Genomic DNA, 25,721 nt, shown 5'->3' on the forward strand with positions numbered 1-25,721 from the left:
TCGCTATAATTTCACCAAGAATGAATAAAAAATTTACCTAAGGACTTAATTATGCCTGATGAAGAAGTGAAGCCCAATTTAAATCAAGCTTCCACCCAGGATGCACAATTAGCTGCTGAAAGCATAGCTAGTGGTGAAGAAAAAGCGCCAACGGTCGATTTTGATGCTGATTATGCAGCGGCACAACAATTCAGCGTTAGTGAAGTTGACCGCACAGGTAAAGGTGCAGCAGCAGCCGAAGCCGCGACTGCACCTCAACAGAAAACCTCTCAGCCACAAGAGACAAAAACTCAAACACAGTCAACTGGCAATCCTGATGATTTTCTAGAGTCAGCAAAAGAAGTTGGAAATTCTCAGACTGGGGGTGCAAATAATGTCAGTGATGATTTAGTACAAAAAGCTTTAGAAAAGGGTGAACGGAAAAACTAATTTTTCCTGACATCTTGCTATTTTGTAAGATGGGCAATGTCACAAATATGAAAATTGAAGTTCTCCGCATTAGTAGACATTGCCCACTCTACTGTTTTGATAAATCGTCAATAGTTAAGATTTTCACTATCGACTTTTGACTATTGGTTAATTAATGAGCATTCATAACTTCTAGGAGTTCGCTAGGTTGCTGAATCAAATAATCTGGATTTTGCTTTGCTAGTACTTCCGGTGAGTTAAAGCCCCAAGTCACTGCAATTACTTGGATATTTGCTTTCTTTGATGCTTCAATATCTCTGGTTTCATCTCCAACATAAATAACTTCTTGAGGTTTGAGTTGTTTTTGCCTCAAGACATTATTTATAATAGTTGTTTTACCAAAAATTGTAATTCCTGAGTAGATAAAATCAAATAGGTGATTTAAATCATTGATTGTGAGGAATTGCGTAACGTTTTCTTTAGAATTAGAAGTGATAATACCCAGTTTATATCCTTGATTTTGCAGTTCTGTTAATGCTTCTTTAATTCCCGGAATTGGCTTTAATTCTGGAATTTTGTTTTTTAATTCCCCTTTAACTTTTTTAACTAAAAAAGGTATTTTAAATAGAGAAACTCCTGAGTATTTAATTATTTCCCTAGATGTTAAGTTCTTGAGGAGGGCTAATTGCTCTGGGCTTATGTGTCTATAACCAAAGTCTACAGCTAGACGATTAGCAATACTTACAAGGGCATCTACTGTATCAGCAATTGTGCCATCAAAATCAAAAATAATTACTTTTGGGGTCATTCTTTGCCTGGATGCGTCAAGATTAGCTAGGGCGTTGCGTCGTAACATTTCTGGCTTAATCCGCCGCAAGGCAGATACTGGAAATCGTTTATCCCAATCCTGATCTGAGATTTGGGCTAATTCTAGCAGGTGGGGAGCAATATTCCCAGGATAAGGCTGAAACTCTGCAATATCAGTTGTGCTGGCAAAACGTTGATTCCAAGGACAAACATCTTGACAAATATCGCAACCAGCGACCCAGCCTTGCAAATGAGGTGTGACTGTCTCTGGCAATTCCTCTGCCCGATTTTCAATCGTATGATAAGCAATGCAGCGATTAGCATCCACGACAAACGGCTGAGTAATTGCACCTGTAGGACAAGCCTGAAGACAACGAGTACAGCTACCGCAGTGTTCTGTATGCGGGCGATCGCTCTCTAATTCCAAATTGGTCAACACTTCTCCTAAAAATACCCAAGAGCCATATTCCCGTGTAATCACATTACCATTCTTGGCAATCCAACCAATTCCGGCAAGTTGAGCCAACACTTTATCTTGCACCGGGCCAGTATCTGCATAATAACGAGCTAGTACACCTGCATCAAGTGATTTTAGCCATATAGCTAACTGCTTGAGTTTTTTATGCATTACCTTGTGATAATCCCTTCCCCAGCCATAACGGGAAATTTTGGCGTATTCTTCACCTTCAGGACGTTGGTGCGGTGTGTAGTAGTTCAGCGCCACACATACTAGCGATCGCGCTTCTGGCATCACTAAGCGAATATCTTGACGCTTTGGGTTAGCCATCCATTCCATATCGGCCTGATAACCCAGTTCAATCCATGCTTGCAACCTCTGCGCTTCTGTGGCATCTACTCTATCTACAGCAGCAATTCCAACTTTGTGAAAGCCCAACTCGCTGGCTTTTCCTTTCACTACACTACTGCTTGTTACGGAATACTGGTTCATTTTTTTATTTGGATTTTGCCTAACTAAAGGCGTTTATATTATACATTACATAGTCAATACCTTTGATTAACATTTGTCCTTTATCATACATATAAGTTTTATTTATAGTTTAATGCACTGCCTCCTTGATCCTGGAGTGAGCTTAATTTCCTCCTTTTAAAGGAGAGGTAGGAAAAATCAAGTCTTAACCCAGGCATATTGATTTATAGCTGGAAACTAATTCTTTAGAAGATGCTAATTCCGGCTTGTCTCAATTACAGCGGATTGAAATTTAGTGAAGTATACAACCTCAGTCTCCAAGCTAGATATAAAAACCTGTTTGTTCTGTAAAACTTCCATCGTAGGGAAGATTTAGCAATATGTAGCAATCTATCTCAACAGCAGCTTTTTTTTTACCTATTTTTGTATTGAAATTAATATTTATATAGCATAATGCAGGTAATTTTATGACCTCTGCTGAATTTATATCCCCAGCGCAGTTTCAAGAAGAATTCCAGATTGAGGGAATTATAGAACCAAGTGTACTGCGTTATTTTGAAACCTTAAATGCAGGAGAATTTGAGGCAACTGCTGCCTTATTTGCGGTAGATGGTGTGATGCGTCCACCATTTGAATCTGATATTGTGGGGACAGATGCGATCGCAGCCTACTTAAAACAAGAAGGCCAAAACATTAAGGCTTACCCCAAGACAGGAATAGCCGAGACTTTAGAAAATGGTAAAATCCAAGTCCAGGTAACAGGCAAAGCACAAACTTCGTGGTGTAGTGTGAATGTCTTGTGGTTATTTATCCTCAACCAACAACGGCAAATTTTCTATACTAGAATTAAACTTTTAGCTTCTCCCCAAGAGTTACTTTCTTTACGTCGTGAAAAGTAGCAAATAAGTATAATGGCTTAGGCAACGTTTGCTCGTACCCAAAACAAAATCAAGCCATCAAAATCCCTATAAATCACATGACTTGAAAAATAGTAACTTTTGTCTATTGGACTAACTCAGGTAAAGTAGCTTCTAACTTGAGACAGTTAGCACCATTAATCTGCAACTGGTAATCTACTTTATCCATGAGACGATTCATAATCAGCCAACCATAACCACCTTCTTGTTTTTCCATAGGGTTGGGAGCGTAGTAGTTAGACATATCAAAACCTTCGCCGTAGTCCCAAATTTCTAGGGCAAAATCCCGGTCTTTCACTTCCAAACGCAGTAAAATCGGTAAATTTGGTTTGTCCTTGTGGGCATGACGGACTGCATTTGAGTAGGCCTCCACTAAAGCCAGTCTCAAACGACTTGATTGCCGCGACCAATCCACAGATTCCCCTAACTGGATTTTCAAACATCCCAGCAACCAGTTTTCAACAATATTAAGAAAATTCAAGTCACTTGGTACATGAAGCTCACTTTTCATGACTTACAAAATCTCCAGTGAAAGTATAGTTTGATCGTCTTCTTGAACGTGATTATCTGCCTGGATGCGAGCTAGTAAATGGTTAAGAGAAAGTGGTTTCTGCTCCTGTTGTAAGAGTTGCCAAAGACCATCTTGATTCAGCATAGAACGGTTTATCGGCTCAACCCCAGTCACTGTTTTTCCGGCTGAGTCAGAATCATTTGATATCATTGCTTCCGTAATTCCATCGCTAGCTAGTAACAATGTGTCTCCAGCAGCGAGAACCAAGCGACCAGATTGTGCCTGCCACTTAGGCAAGATTCCCAGAGGAACACTGCGGACTTTGAGGTAATTGGGATTGTCGGCTAAAGCCGAGCAGTTTGACCATAATAGTGGATAGATATGACCGGCATTAGTGTAGACGAGTTCCTTAGTGCTAGGGGTATAACAAGCTAACACAAGGGTGATGAAATAATTGTTGCTAATTAAATCTTCACTGAGAGCGTGGTTGAGGTTCTGCATGACCACATTCGGCTCGGCTGGCGCTTCTTGAGATAATTCTCGGCGCAAGACTGAAATAATACTAGCCATGAATAAAGCCGCTGGGACACCCTTACCAGAAACATCACCCACTGCCAACCATAAGTCACCTTTGGGATGGACAAAAACTTCAAAAAAATCTCCTCCTACTTCCCGCGCTGGGTAACAGCAAGCTTGCACCTTCACACCTTTAATGTCAGGTAAACTTTGGCGTAGCAAGTTGTATTGAATTTGGCGAGCCACCTCCAACTCAGTGTGAATTTGCTGTTGCTTTTCTTGGAGGCGCTGGTAGAGTTTTGCTTGGGAGAGGGCTAAAGCTGCTTGTTCGGCAACACCTGCAATCAGTTGGATGTCTTCGTCTTGCCAGGGGCGATCGCTTCCCCATTGGTGGAGAGCCAGCACAGCCAACAGATGCTGCTGGTAGCTAAGTGGGACAACCAGGTGGTGACAAGGATTACCGTTATATACATCTTGAGCAAGTTGATAATGACAGGTTTCCAGCACCTTTTCAATTAAAACACTGGGGTCGAAGAAGCAATCGGATACAGGGGATTCAGGATTGTGGTAAAAAAACTGGTCTTGTGTGAGGCGATCGCCCTCTACTGGTTTAAGCAAGCAACTGGTAGCTTCAAATGTTTGTCCAATAGTTGCTACAATTTTTTGCAGCATACTGTCGTAGTCTAAAGACTCCCGAATTGCTGTTGTTACCGCATTAAACAAAGATTCTCGCCGTAGGGCCCGACGCAACTCTTGGGTGCGCTTCTTAACTAGGCGATATGTATCAGTGGCTTGCTCAACTAACGCTCTCAGCCGATCCGGATTCCAGGGTTTGGTAATGTACTTGAATACCTGACCAGAGTTAATCGCATCCACCAAATCTTCGACATCAGTAAAACCAGTTAATAAAATCCGAATCGTGTCTGGAAAGCGCTCTACAGTGCGACTAAAAAATTCGGTGCCATTCATTTCTGGCATTCTTTGGTCAGAAATAATCACTGCCATTTCGCCAAATTGATCCAATATTTCCAGAGCATTAAAAGCATCATTGGCTTTATATACTTGAAAATCTCGTCTAAAAGTGCGGTAGAGTAAATCTAAGTTATCTGGCTCATCATCTACCACCATGAGCTTAAGTTTTTCCACCCCGATCTCAGCCATATTTGACTTTTGTTTTCACATATTTGAATGGCGAGATAGCATAATGTTTATCTCACCTGATAAATAACAGAAAATCAGAGAATTCATTCACTTTGAAAATATCACTTTCTCAAAGTTCTGAGTTTCCCTCGATCATCCTCAATTGTCCAGACTAAAATTGACTTTATCCAACTAACCCAGAACGCAAGGCGCGGACTGCTGCTTGGGTACGGTCATCGGCACATAGCTTATTCAAAATATTGCGAACGTGAGTTTTAACAGTCCCAACAGTGATGTAAAGTCTTTCTGCAATTAATGCATTACTACAACCTTCGACAATCAACTGTAACACTTCCAATTCCCTTTCTGTCAGGGTGTAAGGTTGAATTCCTTCGAGATTCTCAAAAGAATCAGGGTTAGAGGCAATAGTCTTGGAATCGACAAAAGCTGATTCCAACTTTTGGGGATTTTGTTGTGCTTGTTGTAATACAATCCGAGCGATCGCTGGATCGATCCAGGCGTTGCCATTGTAAGTTACTCGCACTGCTTCCAGCAAATTATCAAATTTGATATCTTTCATGCAGTAAGAGTCTGCGCCAGCAGCAAAAGCTGCCAACACCGCTTCTTTGTTATCCCGCAGCGTCAAAATTAACACCTTTGTAAGTAGCTGTTGCCCGTTAGTAGTAGATTTTACCTCCCGTGTTAACTCAATGCCATCTTTATCTGGTAAACCAATATCTACAATGGCAATATCTGGTTGTAGCATTTTTAACATTTTTAGCCCCTCGACAGCATTGGCAGCTTCACCTACAACTTCAATTTCATCCTTTTGCTGTAGTGCTGTCCGAATACCTACACGAGTTAGGTCATGATCTTCAATCAGAGCGATACGAATTTTACTCATAGCCAACTTCAGCCCGTTACACTACCTTAACCATAAAGTCGAGTTTCGTGACATACTCCCACACTAACTGTAAGCAGTATAGTGGGGGCTTCTGTTCCCGGAACCAGAGTTGCAAGTTGAGCGTTTTATACTGAGTGAATATTACACTTTAACAATAAAAGTTGGACTGGTTCAGTCCAAGTACAAGCGCCCAAGACTAATTAGTTTAATTATGCTTTCTATTCTTGCTGGGCAATGGAGTATCTCTCCTGCCTCTTACTTTTCACAGCATCTGTAAAACCTCACTTCCATTCATCTCCCCTACAAGGAGAGAGGCTTTGATTTTTTCCTCTTCCCTACTAGGAAAGCTTGCTCGGAGGTTAGGTTTTTCGTTGGTTTTTCCACATGACGTGGAAAGTAAGATACTGTCTAAGTTCTAATATAAAAAAATTTGATAAACTTAACATTCAAGCGAAATCTGGTGTGAGGGTTACTTAAGAATAGGCTATGTCTAACGACAATCAAGCATTTTCAGTGTTGGGAATACCAGTTCATGTGATGACTAACTATCCAGGCTGGTTGTTAGAATGCCTGCACGCAGGCAAAGGAACTCATGTAGTAACGCTCAATGCAGAAATGACTATGCAGGCAGAGCGAAATCAATTATTAGCTCAGGTCATTAAAAATGCTGAACTTGTGATTCCAGATGGAGCCGGGGTTGTTCTGTATTTGCGGTGGCTATTATGGCAAAAAGTGCAGCGTTATCCAGGGATTGAATTAGCAGAAAAACTTTTGCAAGAACTTGGGCAACAGAAGACAGGGGCAAAGGTATTTTTCTATGGAGGAGCGCCTGGAGTAGCTGCAAATGCGGCAGATTTTTGGCAGCAGCAAATTCCAGATTTGAGTATAGTAGGCACTCATTCAGGCTATCATTCCCCAGAAGAAGAAGCGCAATTGCGACAAACTCTTGCTCAATTGCAGCCACAAGTGATTTTTGTCGGTTTGGGAGTGCCACGTCAAGAGTTATGGATTGCCGAAAACCGCCATTTGTGTCCTCAATCAATTTGGATTGGCGTTGGTGGCAGTTTTGATATTTGGTCGGGAACTAAAACTCGTGCTCCCGCCTGGTTAGGAAATAATAATTTGGAATGGTTGTATCGCCTTTATCAAGAACCTTGGCGCTGGCGACGGATGTTGGCTTTGCCAGCGTTTGCGGTGAAAGCGTTTGTTTATCGTGTGACAGCAAGGGGGGCAATTAGTTAAGAGTGCTGAATTCTGAGTGTTATTACTTAGTTAGTATTAAGGTCTTCAAAAAATTTTAAATTTTCTTTGTTGAATTTTAAATTCCCAGGCGAAACCTGGGAATCCTTATTTTTGAGAGGAATGTCACATCTAAGCAGGCAAACTGTTTGGTTTTGGGTATGAGGAAAATTTAACAATGCCAGTATTAACAACTCAAGCTAAGAAAGACAAATCCCTTCATAGAGAGGACTGTAAAACTCAACAGCACGGAGGCCATACTACTGCAAAGGTGCAATTGCAATCTGTAAGCAAGACCTATACTAACGGCACTCACGCCTTGTTGAATGCGAACCTTGAGGTAAAAAAGGGAGAATTTCTGTTTATCACGGGGCCAAGTGGTTCTGGTAAATCAACGCTCTTGAAACTGCTGTATGGCCAGGAGTTGCCTACACAGGGAGAAGTAATTGTTGATGAATGTAATGTAGCGGATTTGCGGGGCGATCGCTTGTCATTATTGCGGCGACGGATTGGCATTGTGTTTCAAGACTACAAACTGATTACCCAACGAACAGTAGCGGAAAATGTGACTTTTGTGCTGCAAGCTCAAGGGTATACCCGTAAAGAAATTCAACGACGCCTAGAACCAACCTTGAAGCTGGTAGGTTTGCTGAATAAAGCTGACTGTTTTCCAGATCAACTGTCTGGAGGAGAGCAACAGCGGGTGAGTATTGCCCGTGCGATCGTTGGGACACCACCCCTGCTATTGGCAGATGAGCCGACTGGAAATCTCGATCCAGATAATTCCTGGCAAGTTATCCAGATTCTCCAGAAGTTAAATTCCTTTGGAGCTACAGTAATTGTTACCACCCACGATGAACAATTGGTGCGGCGATGCAATCATCCAGTAGTGCAAGTTCGCAATGGACGGCTGTCTCAAAAATAGTCATTAGTCATTTGCAAAGGTCAGAGGACAAAGGACTAATAAACATGGTGTTTGACTTTTGCTGATACAGGTACAAAAGTTGCTGCTGTTTTGGGGGGTAAAACTTGTAGGCGATCGCAGGCTTGTAAACTCTTAAAAGCTGCCTCTCGAACTACAACTTCTTCCTCTCGACTGAGTAGGAGTTGCAAGCATTCGACAATATCTTGCTCCACTGAAGAATCAACTCGCTTACGGCTGATCAATTTAGTTAGTTGACGTAGGGCAATTAACCGCTTCAATGGATCTTTTTCTGTTAAATTGACCAACAGCTGATCGAGGTAGTCTTCTTCTCGATTTTCATAAAAGTTGACAATTTGCCATACCAATAAAATTAAAGTTAACAGTGTTCCCACACCTTGCACAATAGCACCAGCGGCAATCCAGGAACTGTGAGAGTCAACCCATATTGCGGCTGCCATGTAAGTGCTGACAGTAGCAAGACCACCACTGACGACTGCTAAAACTAACCGACGATTTGAACTGTTTAAGAACTTACGTATTTTAGACCAGCGCAATTGCCAGTCCCACTCCTGCATTGAGTAAACCAATACCATTACTCCAACGCCGATCAAGAGAGCCAATAGCAGTTTCCAGTTCCACAACAACATGGCAACGACGATTGTCAGGAACCCAAGAAAGCCCCCAGGCCCAGAGAAGCGCTTAAATGTTTGCTGCTTTGTAGCTCCTTTTGTCTTGGATTTTGTCAGCGACCAGTTCCAGTTGGGAATCTGGTTGATCAATTGCTGCCAAGAAGATGAAGCCTGTGCCACAGTGTTTACCTACTTGATGATGAAATTACCTATTGTATAAGTTTTACTAGGGATGAAGAAAGGGTGAAGCCCCAAACTACAAGATGCCCGGTTTTCATGGACGGATAGTAGACTATTACAGCACGGCGGAAATTAAGATACCATTTTCAATGGCTTAGAGCAAGGGCATAAAGACTTTTTAAAGTTTGAATTTTAGGAATTAGCTTAAAAACAAAAACGAAAGCGATCAAGGGTGAATTGACCATCAAAAGCACAAAAAGTAATGCTGTAGATGTTATTCCCAGTTATAGATAATAAAGTATTGGGGGAAATTGTCGAGTCTGAATTGGCAAGATTAGAGCCTGGTAGTGCAGTTTGAGCGAGCAGTTGGCGATCGCGATCGTAGGCGGAAAGCACTAGCCGTTGCGAACTAGTGACAAAGGCGCTAACCGAGTTAACGGGACGCAAGAAAGTAGCTTCTAAAAATCCGCTTTTGGGCGCTCCCATTAAGACTGTTAGCCCTGAATAGGTTGGAAATGCTGGATTTGATGGCTGTATTGCTAGAGAATTGTGAAAAATGACTCCCCAGCGTTCATACTGGCGCTCTACTGCTTCAAAATACTTTAAGTCTTCTAAGTCTAAACAAATACAAGTAGGTACAGTCACTCCGGCAGGGTCAATAGCTGATTCGACCTGACCCTGCCAAGCTGAAGCTTTAATTTCACTTTGTATATTAAACTTGTCAAGCGCAAATTTAGCGTCTTCAATCGTTGGTAATTTATTTGATTGAAGAGTAGCCTGCTTTCCCATGACATCCCGCCTTACTATTACTTAGACAATAATTAGATTAGTTATACATAAAATGCTATTTCCTCTACATATAGAAGTAGAATTAATAGCTTAATTAGAATAAGCGTTTTAACTATTTTTGCCACTCAAAATTATTTATGCTTTTTTTGATAGATTACCATATAAACTTATGCTAGATTCACGGTTGAGTGATACTCACTACCATGAGAAAGCCTTATAAAACAGTAATTACAACGTTAAGTTACTTTTGATGGTGAAAAAAAATCACCAAATCTTTACAAGTAATCTAATAGTTTTACATCTACTTAATCTGACGGTAGCAAGAAGTCTTAAAGTGATTGGTTCGCTGATAATAACAATGAGTGGGGAGTTTGAACTAAACACGTAAATCCAGCGTAACTACAGAAGACGCAAGGACGCGGATAAATTATTAAATACTCTCTCCGTGTCATGGTGTCTCTGCGTACTAGGTTTCTTCTTTCACTTGTGTCAACGAATCACTACAGTCAACAATACTTATGTTTCAACCATTAGGATTTGAACAACATTCCATAAATACCTCACTAGGTAGAATGGTATATTATATTGCCGCTGGGTCACCTTGGCAGGACAACGTAACTGCCAAAGATGATCGGGAAACTTTGGTGTTCCTACACGGCTTTGGTGGTGGATCTTCTGCTTATGAGTGGTCGAAAGTTTATCCAGCTTTTGCCGCTGAATATCGGGTAATTGCACCAGATTTGATCGGTTGGGGTAGGTCTGAGCATCCAGCCCGGAGTTATAAGATTGAGGATTATTTGACAACGATTCGGGAGTTTTTCGAGCAAACTTGTAGCGGGCCAGTAACTGCGATCGCTTCTTCTTTGACCGCAGCATTTACAATTCGAGTAGCAGCAGATCATCCTGATTTATTCAAGTCTTTAATTCTTACCACCCCCGCCGGACTTTCCGACTTTGGTGAAGACTATTCCCGTAGTTTTTTTGCTCAGTTAGTTAGCGTTCCCATTGTTGATCGTTTACTTTATAGCACTGGAATTGCTACTAGTGGTGGCATTCGCGGCTTCCTAGAGCAACGGCAATTTGCCCAACCCAATCGAATCTACCAGGAAATTGTAGATGCTTATCTACAATCCGCTCAACAGCCTAATGCTGAGTATGCAGCACTGTCCTTTGTCCGTGGTGATTTATGCTTTGATTTATCTCTTTACATTCACCAGTTGACCACTCCTACTGCCATTATTTGGGGACAAAAGTCAGAATTTACAGGCCCCTCAATTGGTCGCCGTCTTGCCGAAATTAATCCCCAAGCGATCCGATTTTTTCAAGAGTTGGAAGATGCCGGGTTAACACCACAGTTGGAATTGCCCGCAGTGACAATCGGGTTAATTCGCAAATTTTTGCCCTTGCTTAATTAATATCAAAAACGCTGTCCACGTTGTGGTTCCAGGATATTATGTAGCAATCCTGAATCATTGGTAATAAACAAGATCCCCAACTTTTGAAATAAGTCGGGGATCTGCGGATTGTAATTCTCACAAATCAAATAGGATTGCAAAAGAAAATATTATTAACAAAAGTGATAATACTATTTGTCTTTCAATCTGATATCAATAACAGTTGCATTGAAGTTGTAGTTAAAGCCTTCTAACTCAAATGGCATCCCAATTTTCACTTTACTGTTACCCAGAACTGGCCCATTTTCTGTAACTTGGGCTTTACCATCTAAAGTCAAAAGTAAATCTGTACTATAGTTGTTGGCTTTTGGATCTGGTAGTTCTTTAACAGTCCCATCAGGTTGAGAAACATTTACTGTTCTGGGTAGCTGTTGAACAGATTTAATTTCAATCTGTCCATAAGGTTGGTTGCGGATAATCACATTAGTTTTCCCGCCTTTTTTTAACCCGTTGTCAATTAATTTTTCCGGGTCACGGACATTCAAACCACGAACTACTAAGTCTACTTCTATAGGTACTGTTTTCGCACCGACTTGGGCAACAGAACCAGAAGTGCCAGGAAAGACAAAGATGCCAAATATAACTAGCAGAATTACCAGCGCAGCACCTAAATCTAGGAGGTTGATTTTGCCGAACAAGCGACCTTTTGAATCTAAAATAGCCATAAAAACTTTTCCGAGGTAATAGCGAAGTAATTGATTGTAGCAAGAAGGTTTTCGATGGGAACGGCAATTTTCCCTATTTGGTAATAACTCAAAATATCTGGGGGTTGCGGTTATGCGACAGTTTATCACGAGTTCGTAAGTTCCAAGTCGAGGTAGGTAACCCTCAAACTTTTACCTGTTAAGACTGACGCACCTAGAAAGTAAAATCTAGTGTTTAAGCCTGTCTCTAGAGAGAATCCCTAGCCCGCCGCAATTCGGTAGATTTGCGTAAGGATTATCTGTATCACAACTCCTTTGGTCTGGAGTTAAGAATGCAACTTAGAATACTCTAAATCCGTCTCCTAATTTGTCTCATTATTTTATGTTCTCCCGAAATAATCTTCAAAGCCTATTATGTTCAACTGGAAAGATTTTGTTGCAAATTACCGTATATGGCGGCGTCGCTGGTATTATCCCCTAATTTCGGTGGTAGTCGCCCTGAGTCTGTGCCTGAGTACACCCTTGCCTGGAAGAACTTTAGATTTCTTGCCTCTTTTACTCCAAGGATTTCAGGCATTTCAGCTTTCTAATATATCTCCTAATCAAGAAGTTGATCTCGGTAAGCAGATTAATCAGGAATTAGTCGGCAGTCAAGTCCGGCTTTACCGCAATCCTGAAGTTAATCGTTATGTAGATCAAGTTGGTCGGCGTTTAGCAGCTAATAGCGATCGCCCCGATCTCCCCTATACCTTCCAGATAGTTCAGGATGACGCTATTAACGCCTTTGCAACTTTGGGCGGCTATGTATATGTCCACACGGGTTTGCTGAAAACCGCAGACAATGAAGCGGAACTGGCAAGTGTACTCGCCCATGAAATTGGTCACATTGGCGGGAAACACGTAGTCAAACAGATGCAGCAAAAAGCCCTCGAAAGTGGTCTATTAACAGCAGCTGGCTTAGATCGAAATTCAGCAGTGCAAATTGGCGTACAGTTAGCGCGAGACTTGCCACGCAGTCGTAAAAATGAATTTGAGGCTGATCAAAGAGGACTACGAACCTTGACACGTACTGGTTATGCCCAGTCTGGGATGGTTTCTTTTATGCAAAAACTGCTAAAAAAGGGTGGTTCTGCTCCAACATTTTTGAGTACACACCCCGGAACTAGCGATCGCATTGATGCCCTCAGACGGGCAATTAACTCTCAACCTAGTAATGGAAAATATGGCTTGGATAACGCTAGTTATAAAGCTAATATTCGAGCATTAGCGGGGTCTTGAGGGAATTGGGCATTGGGAAAGGGAAGGCAGAAGTTCTTGAATTTTGAATTGATTTCTCCCCACTCCCCCTCATCTCAAATATTGCTCAATTCTGATTGCGGCGATCGACTTTGATTTTGGCTGGATCAACGTTAATTACAACCTCTTCTAAAGGCAAGGTACGGATATAGTTTTTAAAGATATTAACTTGATAAACCAAATGATTTGTGACATCCAGTCCAGTCAACCAGCCACTACGGGGATGATAAGCGCCAGTATCTATGTCTAGCCATCCCTGTCCTTGTGCCAGTTTCCCAGGAGAAACTCCCGGCAGGGTAAAGGTAATGGTGTGACCGATGATAATTTGCTTATCTGGGAAGTAGGGTTTTTCAATGCTGTGAAATTCCTCTCGTATCCAGCACAGTTCATCGGCAGTTTGTTCTATCACCGACTTAGAAGGGTCAACACCAGCATGAGTTAACCAAATGTCTCCCAAGTCAAGGTATGTAGGTAAAGTTTTTAACCAATCCAGATGGTCATCAGGAATTGGAGCCTCTTGGTAACTGGCCACGGTAGCTTGCCCTCCACCATACAGCCATGCTTGCATCGTTGAAGAGGAAGTCCTTTCATTGGTCAGAATGTTTAATAACATCTGCTCATGATTTCCTAGCAAACATGGGTAGTTATTTCGCTTGACAAAATTAACTACTTGTGCGCTATGAGGCCCGCGATCAATTAAGTCTCCCAGAAAATAGATTTGATCATCTGACGTGGGGGCGATCGCCTCCAACAATGTCATTAAACCTTCATAGTGTCCATGCACATCCCCAATTACAATTCGTCTGGGGCTAATTTCGCTCATTGTCTCTTAGCTGCAATAGTTTTGGCTAATACTTCTGCTACAGTTTACGCTGTCTGCTTTCCGCAATGAAAGGTGAAAATACTGGATAATGTTTATTTTAATTTAATTGTTGTACGAGTCATAAACTTAACTTATCAAATATATACAACGGCAATTGTTTTTCAGATATGACTTATAATAGCGATGGCGTCAGACCAGCTTTTTTTGCTAATTTGAAATATCAGCGAATTTCATATACTTAGCGGAAAATTTAGGCTCTTGCCATATTGATCACTTTCAACTTCACAATGTCAAAGGATTTCTCTACTGAAATTAGTTCGCGCATCTGCAAACACATGAATGATGATCATGCTGATGCTGTAGTTATTTATGCTAAAGCTTTTGGCGGTGTAACAGATGCAAGTGCAGCCGAAATGCTGTCGATTGATGCACAAGGTATGGATTTAACAGCGCAAGTAAATGGGGAAACTGTACCAGTTCGTATTCAGTTTGATCATGTATTAACAGATGCGGAAGATGCCCATCAAACTCTGATTGCGATGGTGAAGCAGGCGCGGGTGAAGGCTAAGTAAGTTACATAGGTTTTCAATTTAATAGACTACACGCGTAGGGGCACAATATATTGTGCCCCTACAGTAATTTTTATTTCACTTATTTGAAAATTATTTTTATCTCTATGCATAAAATTCTGTTTGTGGATTTATTTTCAGGAATAGGGGGAATTAGATTAGCCTAACATCAATAAAACGGTCTTGGTCTAGTCCATTCTTTGGTGTTGCTTTCACATTCACAACGTAGGAGGCTTGTTTACTTCCGGAGCGAAATGGCATAACAATTAAGGTAATTATGACTTTGAGTATCTATAATTAATTTTTAGTATTACTATTTAGTATGACTTTATCATCATCCAAAATTTACTAAACTCATACACCTCATCTATTCTATATAGACAAATTACAGTAAAGTGAAAACATGTAGTGTCTTGCAGTCAGAAATCGCTTTAGTCTATTTTTTTGACTACAGAAATTAGGCGGACACATGTTTTTGGTAATTAATATCAATTTTCTGACCGCAATAACCAAAAGCCGCTATAAGTCATACCAGAATCATCGGGTTGAACTAACAAAAAATGCAATCCTCGACTTTGCTGTTTTCGTTGTTCAAATGCTTGGGCTGCTGTTGTAACTTCTGGATCTTCAAAAGTGGCAACAATCCATCTATCCACCAAGCCAGCTTCTAATATTAAGCCATCCGGTGCGCCAGAAATATAGTTCAAGGCTACAGAACGGGCTTGCTGCAACCACCGTGCTAGACGCATTGATTGCCGTCCACCATAAATTACTACACCAGGAACGGGAACTGTTGATGCCAAACCCAAATTGATCGGTTTAAGATGTTCTGGGATGTGCAAAATGGGAATAGGGCGATCGCTAAATCTTGTTTCCACATCACTAGCAGCTAGAGTTGCAAAACGCCACTGTTCTCCCCAGAGGTTTTCTGGTAATGGCGCTGGGGGTGGTTTATCCAGCGCTGAGGGATATTGCTTTTCTTGTAACCACTGCTTTAACGCCAAGGTGTGGCGGGTAGGTTCGACATTAATACTTAAATGGCGTCCAGCCGCCTCAATTAAACTTAGAGACTGAGGACGAAACACCTGAATCACATCTGGCAATTTTTCGCCAGCAGCTAGCTCAAGTTGAGTCGCAACCCAATTAGAATTTGCTGCTGACTGGAGACAGGTGGCTTCATACTTAAAGCTGCGAGTTGCGTCACAAATCAACAACTCCCATAAAACTTGTCCAGATGTATCCTGTAAGGGACGACGATAAAAATCAACCTGCCAAATTTTCATAAGTGGGGAGTGGGGAGAAATCAATTCAAAATTCAAAATTCAAAATTCAAAATTGAAGAAAAAGACAAAGGGAGATGTAGCTTCAGCTTTCCGCAGAGTGGAGGATGAGGGAGAGTTAAAACTGAAAGTTTCAAGTTCAAAGGCTCAACCTCCAAGCTCATCTCCCCATACCCAACACCAATTTAAAAAGCCTGAATCCATTCTTTGACAGAATATTCAGTCCAGATGCCATTTTTCCAGTAAGGGTCATTTTCAATCAACTGGCGCACAGTGGCTTCGTCTTCAGCTTCGTAAATCCCAAAAACTTTTGTGACATCCTTGGTGGGGCCAATAGTAATCAGCACACCGGATTCTTTCTGTTTTGCTAATCCGTCTAAATGAGCTTGACGGTGGGGGGCGCGTTTTTCGAGAACGTCTTCGCAGTAAGTTCCCCAGAGTACATATTTAGGCATAGCTAAGACTATTTTGGATTTTAGATTTTGGATTTTAGATTTTGCAGCCAGTGCATAGGGGAGTGAGGAATTATTAATTTCTCACTCCTAGCGAATGACAAATGACTAACTTCTGAGGTTTACGCCGAATTTTTCCACCAAGGCTTCGCGGACTTTATTGTGTACTGGTTGTACTTCTGCCTCAGTAAGAGTCCGATCGCTAGCCCGATAAACTAAGCGAAATGCTAAACTCCGTTGTCCTTCGGGGACATTTTCGCCACGATATTCATCAAATAATTCCACCGATTCGAGCAAATCTTTGCCCGCTTTGGTAATTACTTTTTGAATTTCGGTAACTGAGATTTTTACGGGTGCGAAAAAGGCGATATCGCGATCGCTAGCTGGATAGGTAGAATAGGGCTGGAATGTTGGAACGAGAACCTCATCTTGTTCTAGAGAATCTAAAAGCACATCTAGATCCAACTGAAAAACATAAACGGAATCTGGTAAGCCTTTTTCTCGCCGCAATTGGGGATGGAGTTGCCCAAAAATACCCAGTCTGCTACCCCGAATCCACAGGGAAGCGGTACGTCCTGGATGTAAGCGATCGTCGCGGCGATCGGGTTGAAATTCTACCTGCAAGCTAAGTTGCCGAAATACACTTTCTAAAATACCTTTAGCTTCAAACCAGGTGATGGGTTGTTCGCGTCCACTTTTTGACCATTTGCCAAGGGAAATATCCCCTCCCACAATCCCCGCCAGGGTTTCTGTTTCTTGCAAACCGTCTTCTTCTTGCCAGAAAATTTGCCCGATTTCAAAGCCGTTAAGGGCACCATTACCTTGCTCTAAATTGTATTGAAAGGCATCAATTAACCCAGATATCAAATCAGTTCGCAGCGCTGAATATTCGACAAATAAGGGGTTTGACAATACTATGTTTCTGTCTTCTCCTGGTTTGACTAAAGAATAGTGGATTAATTCTGTCAATCCTTCAGCCCGCAGGAAAGCTCGTAACTTGCGAATTAGTTCCTGATCTAAAGGCAAATAGCCAGCTTCCGCTTTTTCTGGTAATGTATCGCAGAATTTGTTGTAGCCATAGAGACGGGCAATTTCTTCAATTAAATCAATTTCCCGCTCTAAATCGCGGTAACGATAGGGTGGGACAGAGACAGACCATGTGGGTTGATGGCTGCTATCTTCTCCTGAAGGAGTTAACTTACATCCCAATGCAGTCAAGATGCGCTCAACATCTTGTTCTTGGAGTTCACCTGCGTCCTCTTCCAATTCGATTGGCCCCAGTATTTGATTAACTCGGTCTAAACGCAGTTCGATGGAACGACTCCAGGTAGACGGATCGGGGCGGGTGTCGGCAATTTCCTGCTGGACAATAATTCCACTCGCTAATTCGTTAATTAAAGATAAGGCGCGGCGATTAGCTATTTCCAACTCAGCGCGGTTAACTCCCCGTTCATATCTCCCAGAAGCCTCACTTCTTAACCCTACACTCCGGGAAGAACGGCGAATTGCCACGGAATCAAATAAAGCTGCTTCTAAAACTAGGCTTTGAGTCCCTTCATGGACTTCTGTTTCTTCCCCGCCCATAACTCCCGCTAGTGCAACGGGTTTGTCGTTAGCGGTGATTAACAAATTTTGGGATGCTAGGGTGCGAGTTTGTCCATCTAAGGTTTTCAGGGATTCTCCATTATTGGCGAAGCGAACACCGATGGTTAAATTTTTGCTACTTGCAACAGATTGTATGCGATCGCCATCAAAGGCGTGCAGTGGTTGTCCCCATTCCAACAAAACGTAGTTAGTAATATCCACTACATTACTGATGGGACGTACCCCAGCCGCCCGCAAACGCTGTTGCAGCCATTCGGGAGATGGAGCAATTTGCACCTGTTCAATTACCGTACCAATGTATGCAGGACAAGCTTGGGTATCGGCAATTTTTAAAGTTAAATTTCCGGTATTTTTGGGAATAGAGACTTCACCAGGTTCAGGAATGCTCAACTTTCCACCCGTCAAAGCTGCTACTTCTCTGGCTACGCCTACCATACTCAGAGCATCAGCGCGATTGGCAGTTGCGGTTAGGTCTAAAATTACATCATCTAGACCTAACAACGGTCGCACATCACTACCCAATGGTAAATTTTCCTGGGTAAAAATATGAATTCCATCGACATCAGTGGGCAAACCAAGTTCTTTTAAAGAACAAATCATGCCCTGAGATGGGACACCACGGAGTTTTGCAGGTTTAATTTTTAAATCGATATTGGGTAAGTAAGTACCCGTAGTTGCCACTGGCACATAGATATCTGCCTTCACATTGGCAGCACCACAGACAATATTTAAAATCTCATCTGCACCGATATCCACTTGGCAAACACTCAATTTATCGGCGTTGGGATGGGGTTGACGCTCAAGTACTTTCCCTATAACCACGCCATTTGCCCAAGTGCGCCGATCTTCAATTTCTTCAACCTCAAACCCCGCCATTGTCAGGGTTTCGGCTAATTCTTCTGGACTAAGTTTTATCTCTACTAGTTCGCGCAGCCAATTTAGAGAAATACGCATGGAGTGTGCTTGTTTTAGGAATCGTCTTTTGTTCTCATTTTAGGGTGCAAGAAGCGATCGATAGCTACTCTTCCCGCAAGGCGTACCCTTTCACTTGAACAATCCTACTACGTTAGACTGGCAGAACAATATCGCTTTTTTACTTTATCTTTACATTTTTGGCGATCGCCCCTAGTAAGCCGCAACACTTCTAGATTAAAACTTATGTAGCTTGTGAATGCAGATAACATTGTTCCATCTAATCTACGGAGAATTTTTATGAGTTCTTTGCACACTCTAGAAGAACTTGAGCAGATTATTGAAAACGATAGAAAGTACGGTAATTTGACATAACTTCAGATTTATGATTATCTTCAACTGCTTCTATATGCATAAAAAACTCATTGGGGTGGTTAATTTAAGTCAAATGCATAAAGACTATTTTCAGTAATTCGGCGCGAGTAAACGGTTTAGTCAGATATCCAGATGCCCCGACCAATTTCGCTTTTACTTTGTCTACAATTCCTTTACTACCAGTAACAAAGATGATAGGAGTCTTTTGAAATATGGGATTATTTCGGATAATTCGACACAACTCATAACCATCAATTCCTAACATATTTAAATCCAGCAAAATTAAGTCTGGTTTGTGCCTTATAATTGACAAAACGGCTTTCACCGGATCGTTAATAGTCACTACAGAAAAATTTTCATTTTCTAAGAAATAACTAATTTCTTTAAGAATGGTGGGGCTATCATCTACAGAAACGATTTTGTGGACTTTTTGTGCCGTTACAGTAGCAGCCGTTACTCTTTGGGAAGCAGGATTTATGTTATTTGATATTGTTGGTTCCTGAAAGTTCTCTTTTGGAGGAGTAGAAATCTGTGGTAATTGCTGAACAGGAGCTATATTCTCTTCAGAAATATTTGGGTAAGAGTTGACGGTAACACTTAATTCTTCTTTGGTGTCAACTACCTCTGGAATCAATTTTGAGAAAAGCGTAGGCGTAGCCCGTCGTAGACATCGCTCTTCAAAAATCTTTGGTAATTTATCAAATGGTGGATCGGGTTCATGCAAAATAATTGCACCCTTAAGGATATAAGGGTATAAATTACGAGCCAGTTGGATCTCATCTTGATTCAAAATTGCAGCTAGATGACATAGGCTAAAGCCCTTCATCCAGTTAGTTAAATCTGGCTGGAGGTTTGGTAAATCTTGGTTCTCAAGTTTACTGTTAATCAACAGATATGGACGTTGATATGGAGAAGAGATTTGGGGAATAAAAGCCTGCCAATTCTGTAATCTTACTTGGCAACGGTCTAGAATTTTTTCTGCATCTAGCCTACAAATTCTTGGCATTCTATCAAGTGGTTCTGTTAATTCATAAGTACCTTCTTTGATGAGCAAAAATGATTCAATCACCTCTTTAACTAATTCCTGAACTAGCACTGCTGCTTGTGTAGAATGTAAATGTTGTTGACTAACAAGCCAGGATATAGCTTGATATTCAGGAGGATGGATTCTCGAATTGCTGTCATCTTCGATTAACTGACTGTGTGAGTCAGCTTCAAACATCAGTCGTACTTGAACACGAACCTCACTAGTAAGGAGTGGAATTTGGTAACTGAGGCGACGCAAATGGCGTTCTAGTCGATCAAAGGGTTCCACTGAATGGGTAGCGTAAGTTATTTTGCCCTGTTCTAAGTAAATCGACCAAATAACGGAGTTACTCAATGCTTGTAAACAAGTACTATCGGAGCAATTGGATAACTGTCTTAACAAACTTAAAGGACGTAATTTAGTGAATGCACCTGAGTTATTCATATTTTTCAAGTTTTTTTTGCGGAATCAACAACCGAACATTTGTAGATTGAAAATATGAGCTATGAAGTATTTTGTTCTTTGTAATATTTCTCTACGCACAAACTATTTCTTTTAAAATATGTATATATATTAAAAGTTATAAGTTTTATAACCTATTTGTTACATTTGGTACGCTCTACTTAATTTATCTCAAAAAACAAGTAGGTGGGTATGAATAAAGGTAAACACTTATTATGACTAGACTAACAGTAGATGTTAGTTGCTTCTAAACTTTACTCACTACCGACAACTCTTGTATAAAGACCTTAATTGATGACGTTTATTTATGCCCACTCACTTAAAAAGCCAAATGGGATTCTAAGTTGGCGCAGTTACACTGGTATGCTTCTAGAGTTGATGATTTTAATTATGGTTAATTACTTTTCGAGAAAGGAACTATTTTCCTACATAAAATCTTTAAAAAGTTATATAGGAAAGTTTACGTATTTATTGTACTGTAGGTTTAATGGATATAAATTTTTGGTAGATACATTACAACACGTAATGCTGAATTTTGCTAAACTCTTTTTTGCTAAACTAAGCTGTCCTCAAGTTCATCTTAAATATATAGAGAACTTCATGAAAATAATTTGTTTAATAAAGATTAGACCATCTATCACTAGATACTATATTCTATAGTCGCCTCGGCGACTGGAATTATATACTCTGAGCAAAGGGAAATAAAGCTTTGAACTTTAACATAACACAAAAAGTTATGCATGATACATTAAGACTTGATGAAGTAGTAGAATTTGCTGAGAACCCAGAACCACGTTGTCCTTGTGTACTTTTACTAGATACATCTGGGTCGATGCAAGGAGATCCGATCGAGGCTTTAAATCAGGGTTTACTGAGTTTGAAGGATGAATTAGTCAAAAATTCCTTAGCCGCCAGACGGGTGGAAGTAGCGATCGTCACTTTTGATAGTAATATCAATGTAGTACAAGACTTTGTGACTGCCGATCAATTCAATCCGCCTATTTTGACAGCACAGGGCTTGACTACGATGGGTGCAGGAATTCATAAAGCTTTGGACATAATTCAAGAGCGGAAATCTCAGTATCGTGCCAATGGCATTGCTTACTATCGTCCTTGGGTATTTATGATTACTGATGGAGAACCGCAAGGGGAGTTAGATCATGTGGTAGAGCAAGCATCCCAGCGCCTACAGGGAGATGAAGCAAATAAGCGCGTAGCATTTTTTACAGTGGGTGTAGAGAATGCGAATATGACGCGTTTAAATCAGATAACTGTGCGGACTCCCCTGAAGCTCAAGGGATTAAATTTTATCGAGATGTTTGTCTGGCTGTCAACTAGTATGTCAGCTGTTTCTCATTCACAGGTAGACGAACAGGTAGCACTACCGCCGATTGGTTGGGGGACTGTTTAATTAAAAATTGCAGCTTGATGTTTACACAGCTGGCTGCTGGAAAAAACCTATGAATATATCAAAACAGATTGCTCAATGGCGGATTGTGGCTGCGTCTGTATGTGGTACAAGTCATTTAAAAAACAAGCAGTTATGTCAGGATGCTCATCACTGGCAGATATTGTCAGATAATGTTTTAGTGGCGGCCGCAGCAGATGGTGCTGGTTCTGCTAGCCTTGGGAAAGTGGGAGCGATGATTGCTGTGGAAACAGCAATAGAAGACATTTCCACTAAAGGACTGACCCGAAAAAGTTTGACTGATGATGCCTATGTGCGATCGCTTTTAAATGATGCCATATTAGCGGCTAAAAAAGCTGTGGAAGCTGAAGCGGTTACTTCTGACAAACAGCCTCAAGATTTAGCAACTACCTTAATTATCATGGTGGCCACACCAGAAGTTGTAGCTGTGGTACAGATAGGTGATGGTTTAGCAGTGGCAAAAGATCGTATGGGCAACCTGCTGGCACTGACTATGCCTGACAGCGGTGAATACATCAACGAAACCACTTTTTTAACTTCGCCTAGTGCCTTAGATACAGCGCAGATGAGATTGTGGCGCACAGAAATAGTAAATGTTGGTATTATCACCGACGGACTACAAATGCTGGCTTTGAATATGGTTGTTGGCGAACCTCACAAACCCTTCTTTTTTCCGCTGTTTGAATTTGTAGCCAATACCGAAGATAAGACAGAAGCGAAAGAGCAGTTGGTAAAATTTTTACGTTCTGAGCGGATTACGCAACGCACTGATGATGATTTGACACTCATTATAGCCGCATTCAACGACTCATGAGCAAAAAATCTACAGGTTTGACATCTTACAATAACTCCCGTTAGCGGTAATTTCATTATGCAGGTACTACGTTGTTCCCCTAGAAAAGAAATCCTTAGCCTCAATGTCAGTTTGGGGCGTGGCGGTGAAGCTTGTGTTTACACAGTGCCATCCGATAGCAACTTGGTGGCGAAAATTTACCACAAGCCAACCACTGCTCATGCTGATAAACTTCAGGCAATGCTTGCCAACCCGCCAGAAAATCCCACGGCTAGTTTGGGGCATATATCTATCGCTTGGCCAGAGGATTTATTGCGGGCGGCAGATGGCAAAAATAGCATTCTGGGCTTTTTGATGCCACGGATTGAGGGGATGCGTCCAATCATCGACTTTTACAACCCCAGAACCCGTCGCCAACACTGCCCCCTATTCAACTATCAGTACCTGCTCCGCACGGCTCGTAACCTAGCGGCAGCTTTTGCAGCTTTACACGCTAGTGGATATTGTATTGGTGATGTGAACGAGTCTAATATCCTCGTCAGTGACACCGCACTAGTGACTTTGATAGACACAGACTCTTTCCAAGTAACCGACCCAAACAACAATGTTGTTTATCGCTGTCCAGTGGGGAAACCAGAGTTTACTCCACCAGAACTACAGAATAAAACTTTTGCCCAGCACGATCGCGAAATCTCTCACGATTTATTTGGGTTAGCGGTGCTGGTATTTCAACTCTTAATGGAAGGCACGCACCCATTTTCGGGAATATTTCAAGGTGCTATTGAGCCACCACCTTACGAAGCACGCATTGCATCCGGTCATTTCACTTACAGCGAAAAGCGTTACGTACCCTACCTACCGACCCCCATTGCACCGCCTTGGGAAATTCTCCATCCCAGCTTACAAGAACTATTTGTCCGTTGTTTTGAAGAGGGTCACAATAACCCACAGCTGCGTCCCAGTGCCCAAACTTGGCTCTCAGCAATAGCTGAAGCCGAAGATTCCTTAATTACCTGCACGACAAATCCCCAGCATCGCTACAACAACCACATGCGTAGCTGTCCGTGGTGTGAACGGACCGTGCGATTAGGTGGACGCGACCCCTTTCCATCACATCGGGCTATAGAAGCTAGAGAACATCTACAACCGCGAATCAAACCGAGAAAGCACTACACCCAGACACCGCGTTTTCCACAGCGGGCTATGTCATCGCACCTAGCTAATTACTGGCAGCCAGTAATGACTCCCAGTCGTTCATCATATAAACCTTCCAATAAGTCAAAATTGTACCCGATTATTTGTTGCTTGTTGGGTTTTGGTTTATTGGGATATGCGGACATAATGATTAAATTTACTCAGCCGTTGGTTTCCCAAAATGCTTACACCCAACAAACATTGAAGTCTCGGCAGACTAATAACAAACTCAGCTTCGCTGATTACTATCAGCAAGGTTATACTGCTTACAAAGACCGAGAATATGACAAAGCAATTGTCAATTTTAGCGAAGCAATTGAACAAGAACCTACACATGCCAGAGCGATTGTAAATCGTGGCAATGCCCGCTATAACCTGAAAGACTACGAAGGAGCAGTTACAGATTATAGCCAAGCTCTCAAAATCAAGCCCAATCAAATTAAAGCCCTGGTGAATCGGGGCAATGCCCGCTATATGCTTGCCGAATATAGCAACGATCCTGATACAGAGTATAACCTAGCGATCGCTGACTATAATCGGGCCATCGGTCTGGATAATAATGAAATTGAAGCTTATATCAGACGGGGAATTGTCCGCGCCCAAATGGCTAAATACAGCGGTGAATCTCAACAAGATTATAAAAAAGCGATCAAAGATTTTACTCAGGCAATAAAACTTAATGTATCGAAAGCAGAAGCTTATTTTCAGCGGGGTGTTGTCTATTATCAAATTGCTCAATATAGCAGCAATTATGAGCAAGAATATAATCAAGCGATCGCTGACTTTAACCAAGCATTAACCATAAGCCCCAGACTAGCAAAAGCATATCTCAAACGAGGTATGGTTCGCTATGAACTGGCACAATATGGCGGTAGTCAATCTAACAAAAACCAGACGAAAGCTGTCGAAGATATACAGGCATCTGCCAAAATCTTTCTTGAGCAAGATGACATGGATAATTATCAGCAAGCACTCAGTAACATGTGCGTAGTCGTAGAAAACAAATGTGACCCTTTATTCCAAGGCTCAAGTAATGGGGAAAAAACAAACTAAAAACAAGTAATTTTTGTTACTTGGATATTATTGGTTTTGATTGAAAAATCAAGCCTGACTAGGGTTAGCGTCAGCTAATCCTAGTTATTTTATGGGTGACATTTTTATTTTATTGAGTAGTTTATTTCTGTATTTATAGATATTCATACAGCTTTTATATAGAAAAGATTTTAATTTATCTTTCCTTCATAATTTTGCCGGAAATTACAGTTAGATTATTGACGGAGAAAAAGAAATCAGAAAGAAATTTTTCTCCATCTAAGTGCATCCTCTTCATGTCGATAAAGTTAATCGATTTTGGATTTTAGATTTGCGTTAGCGAGTCTGCAAGGGTCTTTGGGATTAGTCATCGAACGTCATGAGCGGATGAGTAGATTTGCTCTGCCCTCACGGCTTCACCAAAATCCAAAATCTAAAATTGGCACGGTCAAATAATCATATCCCTACAAATCTCCGAGGT

General features: G+C 41.4%; 22 protein-coding genes and 1 pseudogene. 10 read left to right on the top strand and 13 right to left on the bottom strand.

The window, feature by feature from the left end; genetic code table 11:
• Positions 1-51 precede the first annotated feature (51 nt).
• Entirely contained in the window at positions 52-429 is a 378-nt protein-coding gene (locus tag HWQ44_RS07665; protein WP_292717067.1) for a hypothetical protein, read from the top strand.
• Between the two features lie 151 nt (positions 430-580).
• Here HWQ44_RS07665 and HWQ44_RS07670 read toward each other — a convergent pair whose 3' ends face one another.
• Positions 581-1,216 (bottom strand): HAD-IA family hydrolase, encoded by a 636-nt coding sequence (locus tag HWQ44_RS07670; RefSeq protein ID WP_292717193.1) that lies wholly within the window; start codon positions 1,214-1,216, stop codon positions 581-583.
• Positions 1,191-2,164, bottom strand: a pseudogene (gene queG / locus HWQ44_RS07675) (tRNA epoxyqueuosine(34) reductase QueG). The gene HWQ44_RS07670 and the pseudogene queG overlap by 26 nt, the downstream one beginning before the upstream one ends.
• Before the next feature lie 446 nt (positions 2,165-2,610).
• Between queG and HWQ44_RS07680 the strand changes: the two are divergent.
• Entirely contained in the window at positions 2,611-3,042 is a 432-nt protein-coding gene (locus HWQ44_RS07680) for a ketosteroid isomerase family protein (protein ID WP_292717070.1), read from the top strand.
• Between the two features lie 103 nt (positions 3,043-3,145).
• On the opposite strand, the gene HWQ44_RS07685 is transcribed toward HWQ44_RS07680, so the two are convergent.
• From HWQ44_RS07685 to HWQ44_RS07695, 3 genes are all read right to left on the bottom strand, one after another.
• Positions 3,146-3,571 (bottom strand): anti-sigma regulatory factor, encoded by a 426-nt coding sequence (locus HWQ44_RS07685; protein ID WP_292717073.1) that lies wholly within the window; start codon positions 3,569-3,571, stop codon positions 3,146-3,148.
• 3 nt (positions 3,572-3,574) lie between these two features.
• Positions 3,575-5,248, bottom strand: a complete 1,674-nt coding sequence (locus HWQ44_RS07690; RefSeq protein WP_292717076.1) for a SpoIIE family protein phosphatase — start codon at positions 5,246-5,248, stop codon at positions 3,575-3,577.
• A gap of 163 nt (positions 5,249-5,411) precedes the next feature.
• Entirely contained in the window at positions 5,412-6,131 is a 720-nt protein-coding gene (locus tag HWQ44_RS07695) for a response regulator transcription factor (RefSeq protein ID WP_292717078.1), read from the bottom strand.
• Positions 6,132-6,617: 486 nt separating this feature from the next.
• Here HWQ44_RS07695 and HWQ44_RS07700 point away from each other — a divergent pair, with 486 nt between their 5' ends.
• Positions 6,618-7,373 (top strand): WecB/TagA/CpsF family glycosyltransferase, encoded by a 756-nt coding sequence (locus HWQ44_RS07700; RefSeq protein WP_292717080.1) that lies wholly within the window; start codon positions 6,618-6,620, stop codon positions 7,371-7,373.
• Between the two features lie 175 nt (positions 7,374-7,548).
• Positions 7,549-8,295 (top strand): cell division ATP-binding protein FtsE, encoded by a 747-nt coding sequence (gene ftsE / locus HWQ44_RS07705; RefSeq protein ID WP_292717082.1) that lies wholly within the window; start codon positions 7,549-7,551, stop codon positions 8,293-8,295.
• Positions 8,296-8,330: 35 nt separating this feature from the next.
• Here ftsE and HWQ44_RS07710 read toward each other — a convergent pair whose 3' ends face one another.
• Positions 8,331-9,104, bottom strand: a complete 774-nt coding sequence (locus HWQ44_RS07710) for an armadillo-type fold-containing protein (RefSeq protein ID WP_292717084.1) — start codon at positions 9,102-9,104, stop codon at positions 8,331-8,333.
• 204 nt (positions 9,105-9,308) lie between these two features.
• Positions 9,309-9,893 carry a hypothetical protein gene (locus HWQ44_RS07715; protein WP_292717086.1) on the bottom strand — a complete coding sequence of 195 codons (585 nt, stop codon included), beginning with the start codon at positions 9,891-9,893 and terminating at the stop codon, positions 9,309-9,311.
• A 518-nt stretch (positions 9,894-10,411) separates the two neighbouring features.
• On the opposite strand from HWQ44_RS07715, the gene HWQ44_RS07720 reads away from it, so the two are divergent.
• The gene (locus HWQ44_RS07720; protein WP_292717088.1) at positions 10,412-11,308 is read left to right on the top strand and encodes an alpha/beta hydrolase; all 897 of its coding nucleotides are present in this window, start codon (positions 10,412-10,414) and stop codon (positions 11,306-11,308) included.
• Between the two features lie 170 nt (positions 11,309-11,478).
• Here the strand turns inward: HWQ44_RS07720 and HWQ44_RS07725 are convergent, their stop codons facing one another.
• Positions 11,479-12,012, bottom strand: a complete 534-nt coding sequence (locus HWQ44_RS07725) for a DUF4330 domain-containing protein (RefSeq protein WP_292717090.1) — start codon at positions 12,010-12,012, stop codon at positions 11,479-11,481.
• A 393-nt stretch (positions 12,013-12,405) separates the two neighbouring features.
• On the opposite strand from HWQ44_RS07725, the gene HWQ44_RS07730 reads away from it, so the two are divergent.
• Positions 12,406-13,269 carry a M48 family metallopeptidase gene (locus HWQ44_RS07730; protein WP_292717092.1) on the top strand — a complete coding sequence of 288 codons (864 nt, stop codon included), beginning with the start codon at positions 12,406-12,408 and terminating at the stop codon, positions 13,267-13,269.
• Positions 13,270-13,354: 85 nt separating this feature from the next.
• On the opposite strand, the gene HWQ44_RS07735 is transcribed toward HWQ44_RS07730, so the two are convergent.
• Positions 13,355-14,110, bottom strand: coding sequence for a metallophosphoesterase family protein (locus HWQ44_RS07735; RefSeq protein ID WP_292717094.1), 756 nt, complete (start codon positions 14,108-14,110; stop codon positions 13,355-13,357).
• A 287-nt stretch (positions 14,111-14,397) separates the two neighbouring features.
• On the opposite strand from HWQ44_RS07735, the gene HWQ44_RS07740 reads away from it, so the two are divergent.
• Positions 14,398-14,682 carry a DUF2470 domain-containing protein gene (locus HWQ44_RS07740; protein ID WP_292717096.1) on the top strand — a complete coding sequence of 95 codons (285 nt, stop codon included), beginning with the start codon at positions 14,398-14,400 and terminating at the stop codon, positions 14,680-14,682.
• A 485-nt stretch (positions 14,683-15,167) separates the two neighbouring features.
• Here HWQ44_RS07740 and HWQ44_RS07745 read toward each other — a convergent pair whose 3' ends face one another.
• From HWQ44_RS07745 to HWQ44_RS07760, 4 genes are all read right to left on the bottom strand, one after another.
• Positions 15,168-15,962: a Tab2/Atab2 family RNA-binding protein gene (locus tag HWQ44_RS07745; protein WP_292717098.1), complete on the bottom strand. Its 795-nt coding sequence runs from the start codon at positions 15,960-15,962 to the stop codon at positions 15,168-15,170.
• A gap of 182 nt (positions 15,963-16,144) precedes the next feature.
• Entirely contained in the window at positions 16,145-16,414 is a 270-nt protein-coding gene (locus HWQ44_RS07750) for a YciI family protein (RefSeq protein ID WP_100898250.1), read from the bottom strand.
• 105 nt (positions 16,415-16,519) lie between these two features.
• Complete coding sequence (pheT, locus tag HWQ44_RS07755) at positions 16,520-18,970, bottom strand: phenylalanine--tRNA ligase subunit beta (RefSeq protein WP_292717101.1); 2,451 nt, start codon at positions 18,968-18,970, stop codon at positions 16,520-16,522.
• 397 nt (positions 18,971-19,367) lie between these two features.
• Positions 19,368-20,774, bottom strand: a complete 1,407-nt coding sequence (locus tag HWQ44_RS07760; RefSeq protein ID WP_292717103.1) for a response regulator — start codon at positions 20,772-20,774, stop codon at positions 19,368-19,370.
• A gap of 754 nt (positions 20,775-21,528) precedes the next feature.
• Here HWQ44_RS07760 and HWQ44_RS07765 point away from each other — a divergent pair.
• From HWQ44_RS07765 to HWQ44_RS07775, 3 genes are read left to right on the top strand one after another with little or no spacing between them, the layout of a single operon-like run.
• Entirely contained in the window at positions 21,529-22,203 is a 675-nt protein-coding gene (locus HWQ44_RS07765; protein WP_069071187.1) for a VWA domain-containing protein, read from the top strand.
• A gap of 49 nt (positions 22,204-22,252) precedes the next feature.
• Complete coding sequence (locus HWQ44_RS07770; protein ID WP_292717105.1) at positions 22,253-23,035, top strand: PP2C family serine/threonine-protein phosphatase; 783 nt, start codon at positions 22,253-22,255, stop codon at positions 23,033-23,035.
• 57 nt (positions 23,036-23,092) lie between these two features.
• Positions 23,093-25,261, top strand: a complete 2,169-nt coding sequence (locus tag HWQ44_RS07775; protein ID WP_292717106.1) for a tetratricopeptide repeat protein — start codon at positions 23,093-23,095, stop codon at positions 25,259-25,261.
• The last annotated feature ends 460 nt before the right edge of the window (positions 25,262-25,721 follow it).

It is taken from the genome of Nostoc sp. JL34 (genome assembly GCF_017114945.1).
Lineage (GTDB): Bacteria > Cyanobacteriota > Cyanobacteriia > Cyanobacteriales > Nostocaceae > Nostoc.

Coding starts and splice junctions, on each gene's coding strand:
- HWQ44_RS07665 (WP_292717067.1), top strand. CDS start 52: ATGCCTGATGAAGAAGTGAAGCCCAATTTAAATCAAGCTTCCACCCAG.
- HWQ44_RS07670 (WP_292717193.1), bottom strand. CDS start 1,216: ATGACCCCAAAAGTAATTATTTTTGATTTTGATGGCACAATTGCTGAT.
- HWQ44_RS07680 (WP_292717070.1), top strand. CDS start 2,611: ATGACCTCTGCTGAATTTATATCCCCAGCGCAGTTTCAAGAAGAATTC.
- HWQ44_RS07685 (WP_292717073.1), bottom strand. CDS start 3,571: ATGAAAAGTGAGCTTCATGTACCAAGTGACTTGAATTTTCTTAATATT.
- HWQ44_RS07690 (WP_292717076.1), bottom strand. CDS start 5,248: ATGGCTGAGATCGGGGTGGAAAAACTTAAGCTCATGGTGGTAGATGAT.
- HWQ44_RS07695 (WP_292717078.1), bottom strand. CDS start 6,131: ATGAGTAAAATTCGTATCGCTCTGATTGAAGATCATGACCTAACTCGT.
- HWQ44_RS07700 (WP_292717080.1), top strand. CDS start 6,618: ATGTCTAACGACAATCAAGCATTTTCAGTGTTGGGAATACCAGTTCAT.
- ftsE (WP_292717082.1), top strand. CDS start 7,549: ATGCCAGTATTAACAACTCAAGCTAAGAAAGACAAATCCCTTCATAGA.
- HWQ44_RS07715 (WP_292717086.1), bottom strand. CDS start 9,893: ATGGGAAAGCAGGCTACTCTTCAATCAAATAAATTACCAACGATTGAA.
- HWQ44_RS07720 (WP_292717088.1), top strand. CDS start 10,412: ATGTTTCAACCATTAGGATTTGAACAACATTCCATAAATACCTCACTA.
- HWQ44_RS07725 (WP_292717090.1), bottom strand. CDS start 12,012: ATGGCTATTTTAGATTCAAAAGGTCGCTTGTTCGGCAAAATCAACCTC.
- HWQ44_RS07730 (WP_292717092.1), top strand. CDS start 12,406: ATGTTCAACTGGAAAGATTTTGTTGCAAATTACCGTATATGGCGGCGT.
- HWQ44_RS07735 (WP_292717094.1), bottom strand. CDS start 14,110: ATGAGCGAAATTAGCCCCAGACGAATTGTAATTGGGGATGTGCATGGA.
- HWQ44_RS07740 (WP_292717096.1), top strand. CDS start 14,398: ATGTCAAAGGATTTCTCTACTGAAATTAGTTCGCGCATCTGCAAACAC.
- HWQ44_RS07745 (WP_292717098.1), bottom strand. CDS start 15,962: ATGAAAATTTGGCAGGTTGATTTTTATCGTCGTCCCTTACAGGATACA.
- HWQ44_RS07750 (WP_100898250.1), bottom strand. CDS start 16,414: ATGCCTAAATATGTACTCTGGGGAACTTACTGCGAAGACGTTCTCGAA.
- pheT (WP_292717101.1), bottom strand. CDS start 18,970: ATGCGTATTTCTCTAAATTGGCTGCGCGAACTAGTAGAGATAAAACTT.
- HWQ44_RS07760 (WP_292717103.1), bottom strand. CDS start 20,774: ATGAATAACTCAGGTGCATTCACTAAATTACGTCCTTTAAGTTTGTTA.
- HWQ44_RS07765 (WP_069071187.1), top strand. CDS start 21,529: ATGCATGATACATTAAGACTTGATGAAGTAGTAGAATTTGCTGAGAAC.
- HWQ44_RS07770 (WP_292717105.1), top strand. CDS start 22,253: ATGAATATATCAAAACAGATTGCTCAATGGCGGATTGTGGCTGCGTCT.
- HWQ44_RS07775 (WP_292717106.1), top strand. CDS start 23,093: ATGCAGGTACTACGTTGTTCCCCTAGAAAAGAAATCCTTAGCCTCAAT.